This is a genomic window from Trichodesmium erythraeum IMS101 (assembly GCF_000014265.1).
GTDB lineage: Bacteria > Cyanobacteriota > Cyanobacteriia > Cyanobacteriales > Microcoleaceae > Trichodesmium > Trichodesmium erythraeum.
Window position 1 is genome coordinate 2,781,768 of record NC_008312.1, and the last position, 13,582, is coordinate 2,795,349.

11 protein-coding genes are annotated in these 13,582 nt (G+C 34.2%); 3 read left to right on the forward strand and 8 right to left on the reverse strand.

What is annotated here, in order from left to right:
* Positions 1 to 807: 807 nt before the first annotated feature.
* The 4 genes from TERY_RS08535 to TERY_RS08550 form a co-directional block, all read right to left on the reverse strand.
* The gene (locus TERY_RS08535) at positions 808 to 1,011 is read right to left on the reverse strand and encodes a hypothetical protein (RefSeq protein WP_044136594.1); all 204 of its coding nucleotides are present in this window, start codon (positions 1,009 to 1,011) and stop codon (positions 808 to 810) included.
* Complete coding sequence (locus TERY_RS08540; RefSeq protein WP_044136597.1) at positions 1,004 to 1,186, reverse strand: hypothetical protein; 183 nt, start codon at positions 1,184 to 1,186, stop codon at positions 1,004 to 1,006. Before TERY_RS08540 ends, TERY_RS08535 begins: the two co-directional genes overlap by 8 nt.
* A gap of 829 nt (positions 1,187 to 2,015) precedes the next feature.
* Positions 2,016 to 3,236, reverse strand: coding sequence for a geranylgeranyl reductase (chlP, locus tag TERY_RS08545; RefSeq protein WP_011611455.1), 1,221 nt, complete (start codon positions 3,234 to 3,236; stop codon positions 2,016 to 2,018).
* Positions 3,237 to 3,914: 678 nt separating this feature from the next.
* Positions 3,915 to 4,442 (reverse strand): DUF1499 domain-containing protein, encoded by a 528-nt coding sequence (locus TERY_RS08550; RefSeq protein WP_011611456.1) that lies wholly within the window; start codon positions 4,440 to 4,442, stop codon positions 3,915 to 3,917.
* A gap of 91 nt (positions 4,443 to 4,533) precedes the next feature.
* On the opposite strand from TERY_RS08550, the gene TERY_RS08555 reads away from it, so the two are divergent.
* A complete protein-coding gene (locus TERY_RS08555) occupies positions 4,534 to 4,920 on the forward strand; it encodes a nuclear transport factor 2 family protein (RefSeq protein WP_011611457.1) in 387 nt (128 codons plus the stop codon).
* Between the two features lie 870 nt (positions 4,921 to 5,790).
* Here the strand turns inward: TERY_RS08555 and TERY_RS36595 are convergent.
* From TERY_RS36595 to TERY_RS36600, 4 genes are all read right to left on the reverse strand, one after another.
* Positions 5,791 to 5,994: a hypothetical protein gene (locus TERY_RS36595; protein WP_063823336.1), complete on the reverse strand. Its 204-nt coding sequence runs from the start codon at positions 5,992 to 5,994 to the stop codon at positions 5,791 to 5,793.
* A gap of 300 nt (positions 5,995 to 6,294) precedes the next feature.
* Positions 6,295 to 7,206, reverse strand: coding sequence for a histone deacetylase (locus TERY_RS08565; protein ID WP_011611458.1), 912 nt, complete (start codon positions 7,204 to 7,206; stop codon positions 6,295 to 6,297).
* Between the two features lie 351 nt (positions 7,207 to 7,557).
* A complete protein-coding gene (locus TERY_RS08570; protein ID WP_196797251.1) occupies positions 7,558 to 9,054 on the reverse strand; it encodes an ABC transporter substrate-binding protein in 1,497 nt (498 codons plus the stop codon).
* 1,402 nt (positions 9,055 to 10,456) lie between these two features.
* On the reverse strand, positions 10,457 to 10,585 hold the full coding sequence (locus TERY_RS36600; RefSeq protein WP_370496880.1) for a hypothetical protein: 129 nt from the start codon (positions 10,583 to 10,585) through the stop codon (positions 10,457 to 10,459).
* Positions 10,586 to 11,047: 462 nt separating this feature from the next.
* Here TERY_RS36600 and TERY_RS08575 point away from each other — a divergent pair, with 462 nt between their 5' ends.
* Positions 11,048 to 13,021 (forward strand): AMP-binding protein, encoded by a 1,974-nt coding sequence (locus tag TERY_RS08575; protein ID WP_011611460.1) that lies wholly within the window; start codon positions 11,048 to 11,050, stop codon positions 13,019 to 13,021.
* A gap of 102 nt (positions 13,022 to 13,123) precedes the next feature.
* Positions 13,124 to 13,573, forward strand: coding sequence for a YlqD family protein (locus TERY_RS08580; protein ID WP_011611461.1), 450 nt, complete (start codon positions 13,124 to 13,126; stop codon positions 13,571 to 13,573).
* The last annotated feature ends 9 nt before the right edge of the window (positions 13,574 to 13,582 follow it).

The window sequence follows — 13,582 nt, forward strand, 5'->3', positions numbered from 1 at the left end:
TCCTTCAAATATTGAACTTGCCAAATAATTTGATGACCCGCCTTACCTCCAGCAATAAAATTCTACCCACCCATTAAAAAGTAACCTTCACCTTAAACTTACCTAGGTTTTCTACCTACTATTTATTCAATTTCCTTAGTAGTCAAAATCAAACCTTTTTCACAACAGACAGTCAGAAAAATCTCAGGATATTAGTTGATATATCCCTGAAATTATCATCAAGTAGACGAGAAAAATGATTGCTTGTTTACAACCACCCCAAACATTTGTTTAATCATCTATATTTTTCTCACAGACACTCAAAATATTCGGGATGCAATGATCACAAACCCCACAATTTTCAGGTATATTTGCGATCTTCCTAAATATCCCTAACAGCGCTTTTAAAATTCATGAACTACATCCCCATAACTAAAACCTCGTAAGAACTTAGGAACTTTGGATGTAGAGACGCATCAGGTCGTCCCCACCGTCCTCTACCGATATTAAAACTGCAGCAAAAAGCCAGACTTGAAAAACCCCCCCACTTTTTCAGAGAAGAAGAGCTAAAACAGTAACCCATAGATTAAATAACTGCCAGATATCACCAAATATCGGTTAAACCTTCAAAAATTAATCATGATAAAATGCTGCAAAACTCAGGAAAACTTATAGAAATTTCTGACAGAAACACTCAATATTTTCCCAAAAATAAACAATATATTTCAGCTAAATTGAGCAAAAGTCATTATTGACTGCCAACTTGTAAACATTCAACCATCAGCCATCAGCCATCAACTAGAACAAGAAATTAGCCTCCCAGAAAAATTAAAACTCCCACAGCAAAAAAATTAAATACTGACTGCAAACTTCACCCCAGTCAGGAAGATAGACACCATCAACATTAAGCACTTGTTCAATATTTTGTAGCAAACTTCCTAACCCTAGATATTTTTGCCCTCTAGGTAACATGTCTATACTTAACTTACTTACCTCTTCCTTAGCCGCCAACCTTGCAAAAAAATTAAACAAAAAAATTAAACATAAGATAAATAGCAATATCTGCCGCGAACTTATCCCCTGGCAACCAACTTTTATCCTCTAAAACATGATCATTGAGTACAGTAAAACCTGCTTTTAACCTTAGGAAAACCTCAATAACTTCCCTTTCTTTCCCTGCCAAACCCCCAAAGCAAATTGGAGACATAAGTTCCCATCAACAGAAAGTAACCATATTTTTAACTTCAGATACCTCTTGGCAAACTATAGCTTTTTTAACTAGTCTTACCAAAAATTCCCACTCAGGAAAAAGAGAATCTAAATATGGTAAAATAGCCATAGATATCACGTACCCAAAAACCTCCATGTTTTAGTAAAAGCGCTCTACCACAATAGCTTCAAGCTAAATAATTAAGTTGCTTATATTCCGCAGTAAATGGAGCTAAATTATGAGTAGTATAATAATATTATGAATTACTAAAGCGAGGAGTACTCCCCAAGCAAAAAAACCACCTTAAAAGCTAAAAAATTCTATTATTAGACATCTTTTATTGAATATTATTCCTAATAAAATCATAAGAGCTTAGTCTTTTCATCCTATTTTTTCTCCTAGGCTTGGATACTAAAGCTCCTAGTATCAAATATTCCAACATATTTTGGTAAAAGATTTGACTTTTTTTAAATTTTTAAGTATAGTATTACTTATGGCTATCAAATAAAAAAAGCTTAGGAAAATGGAATAAACAATTTCCGACTTCTGCAGAATCCGAAATTTATTTCTAATCCTATGCTTTGATTTCTAGATAAGATTATTACATAATATGTGTAACAAAGTTAGGCGCTTTTATTTTTTGTTTAACCAAGAAAAAAGACGCCTTTATTTCTTCTTTGTCTATGGCCAAGAATAAAAATTCCCTGGAGATAGGGAGAAAAAAATTAGCTGTAACATCAAGCTGTTCAGGCTTTCCACCAGAGAAATTAACCAGAACAGCAAAGTCATCCCTGTAACCGGCAAAAAGCTCAGGGTCTTGAGGAACTTACGGAGCTAAAGCATGACCCCGGAGCATACTACCAATAGTTTTAGCAGTTATCTTCATTTGAATTAAAGGGTTAGCAGGAACAACAGTCTTGTACAAATAACTATCAAAAGTTAATTTCTGCACATCCCTATCAGCGCACATTTCCACAAATGCCTCTCGAGTCGCATCAGAACGATAGAATACCCTCTGCAAAATATCCAATACTTTGTAAGTCATGCCATATTTCTTATCCCACCGTTTCAGATAAAGCTTTAAGTCTGCTTCAGTAGGAATAATAGCACCATTGTTAGAAGCCTCAACAATAGTTTCAGCACACATCCGAGCAGACTTAGCTGCAAAATAGATACCCTCACCAGAAGACTTAGTAACAGTACCCGCAGCATCTCCGACTAAAGCAACTCTGCCACGAACCCTATGGGGACGAGGATGTTCAGGAATAGGATGAGCTTCTACCTTAATTATTTGGCCACCTTCGAGGCGTTTAGCTGCACGAGCTCGAATACCTGCTTGTAGCTGTTTAATTTTTGCCTGGTGAACCTTCATTGTACCAGTACCTACAGCCACGTGGTCATATTTAGGAAATACCCAAGCGTAGAAGTCTGGGGAAACATCATCCCCCACATACATTTCTGCAAGGTCTTCGTAGTATGCCATAAGATGGTCAGGGAGGCGGATACGCTCTTGGAAAGCGATCGCGTAGTTATAGTCTCCAGCATCAATAGCTTTAGCCACACGGGAGTTTGCCCCATCTGCTCCAATAACTAAATCTACTTTTAAGGTTTTAGCCGTTCCTTGAATATCTCCTTGTGAATGGTCAGAATAATGAATAGTGTAGGGTTCTCTATCATTATTAGGAAGATCAAGTTTATAAACAGTACCATTAATGAGGTTAGCTCCTAGGGAAGCCGCCCGGTCTCTGAGGAAGCCATCTAATACTTCCCGACGGCACATACCGATATATTCATCTTCTTTTTCTATATGAATATCTACCTCAACATTGGAGGGAGATATCATTTTCATTTTTCTAACTCGGCGATCGATAATTTCTGGTGGGAGATCAAATTCACTGACCATACATAGGGGAATAGCTCCACCACAAGGCTTAGCGTTATTTAGTTTTCGCTCAAATAAATAAGTTTCAATACCTGCTTTTACTAAAGTCTCGGCAGCAGAGGAACCCGCTGGACCTGAACCTACAACAGCAACCCTTAAAGTCAAAGGTTTTCTCCTTATTTTTATTTTTATATACAAGTTGGGATAGTACCACGGACTTAAGACTTGTGATTGATTTTGTCAGGGTATATGAAGAAAATGCAATAGACTTTAATATTTTGATACTAAATGCTATGGTTTTTGATGGACTTTTACCTATAAGAACTTAAAAACTAAAATGCAAAATTCAGTTTTTCTTTATTAAGATTTTCTTTTATATTTTAGTAAAATATGTAATAAATTAAGCTTTGTTAAAAGTTGGGAATTTGGGGTTAGTAAATAAAGGTATGATCAAGAAGGAATGCGATCGCTAAAAAGTTAAAAGTAGTTACAAGTAGTTAAAAGTAGTTAAAAGTAGTTAAAAGTTTTTGAGCTAATAGTATTAGGGACATCTCTGAATTTAAGAACTATGAATTAATAATTTCAATTATTTAGGATTAAATAAAGCAAATACTTATCTATATTACTTGAATTATTGAGTCTATTTTTTACCTCTTTGTGTGGTATTTCCTATGAGCCTCAGATAATGCTACCTTCTCCTTCTCCTCGGGTCTAAGAGTAAGTTGATCGGGGTTAGGGGCCTAACCCTGAACTATACAATAATTATTAAACCAAATTTCAACTTAATTGCTTATTGTGAGTTGGAGCTATGGCTTGAGGCAAGGTACTAGGTTTTAACCTTTGCTAAGTATTGGTTTTGAGTTCCTTCAGCTTTTCTCTAATAGTTTCGACTCGTTCCCGGTTAACACCCAGATCTGATTGTCCCAGACGAGAAGCAGAGCGGACTTGAATAGCATTAGCTTCTTGATCCACATAAAACTCGACATCATCCACATAGCCCATAATTTTCGTAGCAAATTCAGCATACAAATAATTCTCTTCTTCCTTTACAATATTAGTTCGAGGCATTGATTCAATTATTTGTTTTAAATTAGCGATCGCCATCTGCGGTTCAGAGTCATAACTCAGAGAAGCAATACCATGTTCTACATCTTGGCTATAACTACTCACACAATTTGGACTACCAGGACAAGGTGCAAGACGTCCAGAGTTTACACCAATATTATCAGGTCTAGTACCTGCAAATAAAGTGAGTTTGCCAGAAGTGGCAATATTTATTCCGACAACAATGAGAATTATTACTAATAAGAGGGCTATAATATTAAGCATTTTCTGAATTAGGTTAGAGGAATTTTTTTCTGTTGTTTCCATAGTCTATCAAAGAAATAATTTGGTTAAGTTTACCAAGTATTATCTTAACCCCAATCATAACAATTATTGTGGCTCTAAAGCAAAAAAAATTATGAAAGACGAAAACCAAGAAATTTTAGAAGTAAACCAAGCATTTTATCGAGCTTTTGAAAAACGGGACATTATAGCTTTGCATGGCATTTTGTCTCAGGGCATTAGTACAGTTTGTATCCATCCAGGCCGTGGTGCAATTTGTGGTTTTGAGAATATTCGTAATTCCTGGGATTTAATATTTAAAAATACGGATTATATTGAAATTGATACTGATGTTATTATAGCAGAAGTTAATGGAGATATTGGTTATGTTATTTTGGTAGAAAATATCATGCAAATTAGTAGAGATACGACAATAAAAGATAAGTCTATAGCAACGAATATTTTTGAGAAGATGGGTGGAAATTGGTATTTGATTAATCATCATGCTAGTCCTGTGTTATAGTAATTAAACTCGAATTTAACGATAAAATTTTACAGTTTTTTTTCTTTAGTCTAAATTAAACTAATTTTGAAGTTGATGATGTACAAAGTTTGATAATGCTTTTCAGATAAAATAATCTCACAAAAAACTTTTATAGGAGCCCTAAAGTGGTCTAAACATATGAATTATTTGCCAAAAATTTTTCTATATTTGAGTCGATAGATATAGTTTTATGTGGAGTTTTTGCCGGGACAAAAATATGACTATCTTTGACTAATTTTTGTGTTGTTTAATTAATTGCTAATTTTTGAAGTAAGATTACCTATTCATTTTTCTGTTGCATGAGCTATCCACTAAAAAAATTAGGGTAAGTATTCAGCTATTGAATGCTTACCAAAAATTAAACAACTGCTTGAGGATTTAATTGTAATTCACATTGCGTAAAAATATAATTTACTACAGCAAATAGTTAGTCTAAATCTTGAAAACTGTAAAAAGTAATATTTTTGATAAAACTATCTGCTGTTAATTTAGCAAATTGTCAAATTGTGGCATTTGAAACAATGCCAAAAACTATCAATTCTAGATTGTTATTTAATTTTTGATCAGCCACCATTTCTGCTAAATATTTTCCCAAACCTTCATCAAATTTATCTTTTTTTTGCTATGACTAAAAGTAGATAAGGTTTGTCAAAGATAACTTTTCCTAGAGGATAAGGTTTAGCCTGAATATATTCATAAAATCCAAACAGATGATGATTGTAAATTAGAGATTGATAACTCCATAAAATCAACTTACTGCAATAAGACTTCCATATTTATTTTAAAACTGGATAAATCAAATTTTCACAGAATTTTCACAGATAGCAAATTCTGAATTATCAACTATATTTATTTTAAAACTGGATAAATCAAATTTTCACAGATAGCAAATTCTGAATTATCAACTATTCCTTCCCCTATGACTATTTGTATGTCATTTTTGAAATACTCAGGAATATTAAACCTTGTCTCAATAATAAAATCAGTTTCTTTGTAAATAATCTGAATTTTTTGGAGAACTGCACTAATACTTTTGTAACAACTAAAAGACATATTTTTTTAGATACAAAATTACTTATATTTTTGTGGGTTGGGTTTGAAAAACTAAAACTAAAACTAAAACTAAAACTAAAACTAATAAGGATATAAAGAGGGAATTTAATATCTTTTTATAAGCTGTTTTAATAGCTAAATTTAAAATAGCTAAATTAAAGGGATATTACCTTGATTATTTTGAATATCAATTTCAATTTATAAATCTCTCACCCGAAAATTTTAGGGTGGAGAATGAAAACTTCCTAGTTCTGACTTCGCGGCTTCTGACTTCTGAGTTGCCCGTAGCCCTATAACTTCTCAAAGCCGATACTGGTAAAACACGTCTCGGGCAGCACGATGCAATAATGAATGAGTGTAAACCAATGAATTCATATCCTTAGTATAGCCACCGCCAATGACAGAAGCCACTGGATAACCTTTTCCTAGACAGGTACTTAATACTTGCATCTCCCGCCGGAATATTCCTGTATCTGTTAAAGCTAATTTTCCTAAAGCATCATGGATATGGGTATCAACTCCCGCATCATACAATACCAAATCTGGCTTGACTTCTGATAGCAAATATGGTAAGTGTTGTGCTAATGTCTGGAGATAAAGCTCGTCATCCATTCCTTCTGGTAAAGGTACATCTAGATCGCTAACTTGTTTTCTACTAGGAAAGTTTATACCACAGTGCATAGAAAATGTAAATACAGTAGGATCATCTTGAAATATCCAGGCAGTGCCATCTCCTTGATGTACGTCTAAATCTACTATTAAAACTTTTTCAACTAATCCTAATTTTTGCATCACACGAGTGGCGATCGCTAAATCATTAAAAATACAGAACCCAGATCCATAACTGGGAAATGCATGATGAGTACCACCAGCAGTATTACAAGCTAAACCATGTTTGAGGGCTAACTGTGCTGTTAATATTGTACCACCCACAGCAATGCAAGTTCGATTTGCTAATGCTTGACTCCAGGGCAAACCAATACGTCTTTGTGCTTTTGGGTCTAAAGTTCCCTGACAATATTTTTTTATATAGTTGGGATGATGTATTAATTCTATCCATTCTAAAGGTGGAAAATTTGGAGTCAAGAAATAGTTTGTTACCTCATCTACCAATAACATTTCATAAAGTAATTGAAATTTTGCCATGGGAAAGCGATGACCAGGTGGAATTGGTGCCACATAATTAGGATGATAAATAACTGGTAAATTCATTAATTAAGTCAAAAAATTAAAACTAAAAAATTAAAACTAAAAAATTAAAACTAAAAAATTAAAACTAAAAAATTAAATTTTTTCTAAGTATTCAGGTCTTTGCTGACGTTATTTTTACTTATTCTAGATTGTGTCATGGTAATTTTCATGCTTTTGAGATAGGAGATACAAATTCGATGTGTCAAATATTTGCTGTCAAAACAGGAAAAAGTATTGATCAAAAATAGCTATGAATTGTAATCATAATATCTGAAAATTGGTGAATTGAAATATCCTTCAATTAAAATGAAACAAACTTTCTCTTGAATAACCTAAGTTTTTTTTAAATAAATATTTAGGCGATCGCCGAGCCTAGCAGACCACCATATCGCCAAAAATAGAAGGTGAAGTTAGTAAAAATATAAACAAATTCACCATATATAGTGCTACCCCTAAATTCTGAAAACAATCAAGTAAAAACTTAACTTCTAACTTCCGTTTCCCAATATTCTCCTCTTCCACTAATTGAATATCAACATCATAGTCGCCAGTATCTAAAAAATTAACTTTTCTGAGAGCTCCAGATACAGACAAATCTAATAATAATTTCTCCCGAACACCTTCAGTATTTGGTTTAGTTTGCTCGCTAATTGTTTTCCTCAAAGCTATAGTTGCATCATACGCAGTCATAGCTCGCCAACTCACACTTGAGGTTCTCCAAATTTCTTGAGAGCGTTTGAGGAAACTTGAATTAGTCTGACCTCCTTCAATATCCCATGGCATAGCTACAACCATTTTTAAAGCATTATCTTGACTTTGCTCAATAGTCTTTGCAGAATAGATACCATCTCCAGTTACTATTGTTAATTTCCCTTTTTTCCCTCGAACTAATTCCAGAGCTTGATCTAAATAATCTGAACTGATAGCTAGTATTACAATATTTGCTGAATTTCTTTTTGCTTTGCTTAGAACATTAGTCGCTTTCTCACCCCAGTCTTCAAGATTTTCTGACCATGTAGCTAGATCGCAGTCTGAGTATTCGCTCAGAACAACATTCAAATTCCCTAACTCAGAGATAAATTCTTGACTTAGGAATTTGCTGTAGTTGCTATCTGAGTTATAAAACACTACTAGTTTTAATGAATTTAACTGACCTTGAGCATATTTGGCTAAAGCATTTGTCGCAGCTTGATCACTAGGTACAGTAAGAAAAAAATAAGAGGTGTTATCTATCAGATCAACAGAGGTAATAATAGGAGAAATAGATACAAGCTGATAATTTTGATAACTCTTAGCTGTTGGCAGGGAAGTATCACTTGAGTAATGTTCAACCACTCCTAGTATTTCCTTTGTCTTTGCTAACTCTGTGGCAACTTCTTCTGCAATTTGTGTACTGTTATTAGGATCATCATCATCATCAACAATTGTTACCTTCAGCATTCTGCTATCAACTAACCTAGAGTTGTTCCCATGAAACTGAGCATGGGGAACTCCATGCAAAACTTCTAGAGAACCATTCAAATTACTACTAATTTGCATAGATACAGCTATGGTATAGTAGGGATATTCGACTTTTAGATTATTGATAAAAATTCGTGCTTCTGGATGATTAGGTTTTGATTTCAAGTAATTAGTGAAAATTTTAATTGCATTATCATAATTGCCGTCGGCAACTGAACGAACTGTTTTTTCTCTTTGAAGTTTAAAGCTTTTTTGGGCAAATGCTAATGATTTTTCTCCAAATGTAATATTATCTGAAACAGTGCTAACTTCAGGTTGAAAAGGATTAAAAACACATAAAATTATAACAAAGAGTATGAAACTAAGGAGTATCAGTCTTAGCAGTTTAATGTTTAATATTTGGCTCATATAAATAGAAATAAGAAAAATTCCCTTCAAATCAACTAACATTAGTTATTAGGGAGATTAGCATATTTTTTTTCACTTCTCTTCTACTCCCACATTCCCCTTCCTAACGAGGGGTTGAAAGACTTTTTAAACTTTTTTTAGAGAGTAATTGATTTTGATAGCTTGAGTTTGAATTAAGTCAAAATTTTCACCGTCAGTGTTAAGGTGTCCTTTTAGAGCATCCATTGTCAACAAATGCTCCTGAGCCCAGAGGTGGCCATTGTTATCCTGAATAGATTCCCGGTTTCCATATTACAGGTATCACAAACCGTCGGCAAGCCCGAACATCGTCTTGAAAAGCTTCCAGGGTCTCCATTTATATAAATTACTTAAAGTTGTTTTGTGTAGGGAAATCTGCCGTTCGATCTTTCTTTGTGTCCAAGTTTGATTAATTTGCTGTCAACCTCGGCCAGAAAATTGCTCTGCTTCTAAAACTTCGGTTAATAGTTTAATGGCTTCATTTTTTGTTAATCTATTCTTAAAATAAATCTCTTTTGCTAAGTTATGTGCTTCAAGAAATTGTTGTACTAAATAACATTGCTTTCCCTCTTCAAAATATTCAAAAAATGTAGGTATTTGATTATGTTGTCTCAGATTTTTTTTTCATGTTTAACAATCTTTATTTATGACAAGCTTTTAGCGACTAGAAAAATTTGTGTTCGGGGATCTGATGAAGGTATTTGTTTGACAATACATTGAGGGTCATTAGGGTGGTCTAAATTAATTGCTAGGTAAGTAGTTATAAAGTTACCTTTTCCTAACTCAGACTCCTAAATCAGATATAATTTTACAATGATTGATAAGTATTTTGTTAATCATTATTTTTCTGATGAAGTTAAATCAATTTTTATAACTCAGGAGCCATAAAATTAAGTTACAGTAGTTTAATGTTTTTATAAGTATTTTGTTAATTATTGTTTTTCTGGTGAAGTTAAATCAATTTTTATAACTCAGGAGTCATAAAATTAAGTTATAGTAGTTTAATATTTTAGTTTAAATATGTTGACTTTTGCGGGGGATTATTACTCTATCTACTGGGTAATATTTTTGACAAATTCTTTGTAAACTGGAATATAAGTTTTAGGTTTATGAAGTACAGCAAAAGTGATTTATCCAGTAGTTTTTGAACTGTTAAATAAAGGTTTCATTTTTGTTTTTCTGATGTACTTTAATTACTATTGTATGTTTACACTAGAAGCCGTATAATTTTTGAGTTGCGCGATCGCTTTTTAGATTAATGAGCCAAACCAAACTAATTTATAATTATAATATTGTGACTAAATCAATTAATTTTCATTAAAAACAACTTGCTCAAATGGAGTTTTAGTAATTTGAAACACTTGGGGTTGTGGAACTGAACAATTCAATTGTTTAACAAAATATTAAGATTATTAGGAGGCTCTAGAACCATAGCTAAATAAGTAGTTCTCAAACTACTATTTCCTAGCTCAGAGATAACTTGATAATTATGCCTAAGTATTTTGTTAGTCATTGTATTTTAAGAAAGTTAATTTTAATCTTTTACATCATTCACATCAATTTGTATGAGCTAGATTTCGTTGATGTAACAATCACAGGGCAGGAATTTTGACAGTTAATGCCCATAAACGTGTTAGATGAATAAATCTTGATTGACTAATAACTAATGACTAATAAATTATGACTTTTGACTGTTAGCTAATAAAAATCTCATGCCCTGGGAAGATTAGAGAAAATCAATAAGGGGAATAAGTTAATAAGCTTTCCCTAAAATTAGCAAAATTCTTTAAAACTCCCAGATACAAGATTTGTAATAAATAGTTTTAGGAAGTAGACAATGACAAGGTCTACAAAATCTCCCACTTCTCTGGAAACGTGGCAGTGGAATAAGTTAATAAACTTTACTTAAAGTTAGCAAAATTCCTGAAAATTCCCAGATACTAAATTTGTAATAAATAGTTTTAGGAAGTAGACAATGACAAAATCTACAAAATCTCCCACCTCTCCCGAAACCTGGCAAATGAGCGATCGCGAACGTGCGAATCTTAAAAAAGTCACCCTCTACGACTCTATTCAATCTCTCTCAGAAATATGGCCCAGAGTAGCCCAATACTTTGGCCCGATCACAGCCCTTCATGACCCTCACGCTCAACCAGAAGTAAAACTTACCTACAAAGAACTCAATGAACAGATTCAAAAGTTTGCTGCTGGTTTACAAGCATTGGAGGTTGTGTCAAAGGAAAATGGAACATCTCTGCCCACAAGAGTGGCCTTATTTGCTGATAATAGTCCCCGATGGATGATTGCTGACCAAGGTATTATTACGGCAGGTGGAGCAGATGTAGTTAGAAGTGGGACTACAGATATAGAAGAATTAATTTACATTCTTAAAGATAGTGGAAGCATTAGTTTAGTCTTAGAAAATTTGGCCTTGTTGGAGAGATTGAGCGATCGCCTGCAAGATCTACCCATACATCTAATTATTCTCCTATCTGAGGAAGACGCAAACTCTTACAAAAGTCTACCCGTGGTCAAATTTTCCCAAGTCATTGCCAAAGGAGAAGAACGTCCCCTCCAACCAACTAACCAAAATCTTGAAACTCTAGCAACCTTAATCTATACCTCCGGAACTACAGGTAAACCCAAGGGAGTAATGGTAACCCACGGCAACTTACTTTATCAAATAAACTTCCTGGGTACAGTCGTTCAACCCTCTCCAGGAGAATTTACCCTAAGTATTCTGCCAACTTGGCATAGTTTTGGACGTACAGCGGAATATCTTTTCCTCTCCCAAGGTTGTACCCAGATTTACACTAATAAACGTTACCTAAAAAAAGATCTTCAAGAACATAAGCCTCACTACCTTATGAGTGTGCCGAGAATTTGGGAACTAATTTATGAGGGAGTACAAAGGCAACTGCGGGAACAACCGGCCAATAAACAAAAGTTAGCCAGATTTTTTCTTGATATTAGTGAACGTTATATTCAAGCTTGCAGAGTTACTCAAGAATTAGTTTTGGAACTCAACTCACCCTCTGAGCTCGAAAAACTAATGGCGACTTGGCAAAGTTGGCTCTTATGGCCTATTCACGCTTTGGGAACAAAAATTGTTTACCAGAAAATACGGCAAGCTACTGGTGGTCGCTTAAAATTTGCAGTGAGTGGGGGCGGTTCCCTAGGGATGCACTTAGAAAATTTTTTTGAAATAATTGGTATTGATCTATTAGTAGGATATGGTCTGACTGAAACCTCTCCGGTTTTGACAGTTAGACACTATTGGGAAAATCTGCGGGGGTCTTCTGGAAGACCTCTTCCTGGAACTGAAATTAAAATAGTTAATCCAGAAACTTACGAAACCTTAGGTTTTGGAGAGAAAGGATTAGTTTTAGCGCGAGGGCCACAAATTATGGTGGGTTATTATCAAAATCCTGAAGCGACTAAGAAAGCTATTGACTCAGAGGGTTGGTTGAATACTGGTGATATTGGCTGGATAAATCCTAGGAATGATTTGATATTAACAGGGCGCGCAAAAGATACAATTGTTTTGACCAATGGGGAAAATATTGAACCTCAACCTATTGAAAATGCTTGTACCCGTAGTCAATATATAGACCAAATTATGTTGGTAGGGCAAGACCAGAAATATTTAGGTGCCTTGATCGTGCCTAATTTTGAGGCGGTGGAGTTATGGGCTACTCAAAGTCAACTTTCAGAGTCTCAACCAAAAATTGACTGGAAAAGTCAGGCACTTCAAGAGTTGTTCCGTCAAGAATTGAATCAAGAAGTAAAAAACCGTCCCGGATATCGGCCTGACGACCGTATTGGCCCATTTCGCTTGATTTTGGATCCTTTTACCATAGAAAATGGCATGATGACCCAAACTATGAAGATTAAGCGTCCCGTTGTCACTGATCATTACCGCGATCTGATTAACGAAATGTTTAATTAATGACTGTTGGTAACTTTTGATTTTAGATAATTTAGAGGAAATCTAAAATCAAACTTTTAACCCATATTTGTCAACACAAAACAAACTAACAAGAAAAAATTTATGGATTATTCTCAAACACAATTACTTCTCAAGCGAGCGATTAATGTTAAAGTAGTTGTTACACCACGTTGGAAAGAGGAAGCTCAACAACAATTGCAAGCTCAAATTAATAATTTAGATAGCCAATTACAACAGCTAGAAATGCAAGGGCAAAAGGCAATTTCTGATATTCAAAAGCAGAGCATACAACCTCCTAGTACGCAAGTACAACAGCAAATCGAAAACATTCAATTGCAGATAAACAAAAATAAAAATGATCTTTTAGAGCAGAAAAACCAGGCTCTACAACAATTACAACAAGTACAAACATTAGAATTAGAACAAGAAGTTAATCAGGGTCAAATTGAAAGCGTATTTACTGCTGATATTGGAGATAATTTAATCAAAAAAATGCAAGTAGAAATTCTGCTAAGAGATGGGGTAATTGAGGAAGTCCGTGGTGATGTTTAAAGAGAAAAA

Bases quoted from the DNA above. Each gene is read 5' to 3' on its own strand.
- TERY_RS08540 (WP_044136597.1), bottom strand. From the start codon at position 1,186: ATGTCTCCAATTTGCTTTGGGGGTTTGGCAGGGAAAGAAAGGGAAGTT.
- TERY_RS08550 (WP_011611456.1), bottom strand. From the start codon at position 4,442: ATGGAAACAACAGAAAAAAATTCCTCTAACCTAATTCAGAAAATGCTT.
- TERY_RS08555 (WP_011611457.1), top strand. From the start codon at position 4,534: ATGAAAGACGAAAACCAAGAAATTTTAGAAGTAAACCAAGCATTTTAT.
- TERY_RS36595 (WP_063823336.1), bottom strand. From the start codon at position 5,994: ATGTCTTTTAGTTGTTACAAAAGTATTAGTGCAGTTCTCCAAAAAATT.
- TERY_RS08565 (WP_011611458.1), bottom strand. From the start codon at position 7,206: ATGAATTTACCAGTTATTTATCATCCTAATTATGTGGCACCAATTCCA.
- TERY_RS08570 (WP_196797251.1), bottom strand. From the start codon at position 9,054: ATGAGCCAAATATTAAACATTAAACTGCTAAGACTGATACTCCTTAGT.
- TERY_RS36600 (WP_370496880.1), bottom strand. From the start codon at position 10,585: ATGACTAACAAAATACTTAGGCATAATTATCAAGTTATCTCTGAGCTA.
- TERY_RS08575 (WP_011611460.1), top strand. From the start codon at position 11,048: ATGACAAAATCTACAAAATCTCCCACCTCTCCCGAAACCTGGCAAATG.
- TERY_RS08580 (WP_011611461.1), top strand. From the start codon at position 13,124: ATGGATTATTCTCAAACACAATTACTTCTCAAGCGAGCGATTAATGTT.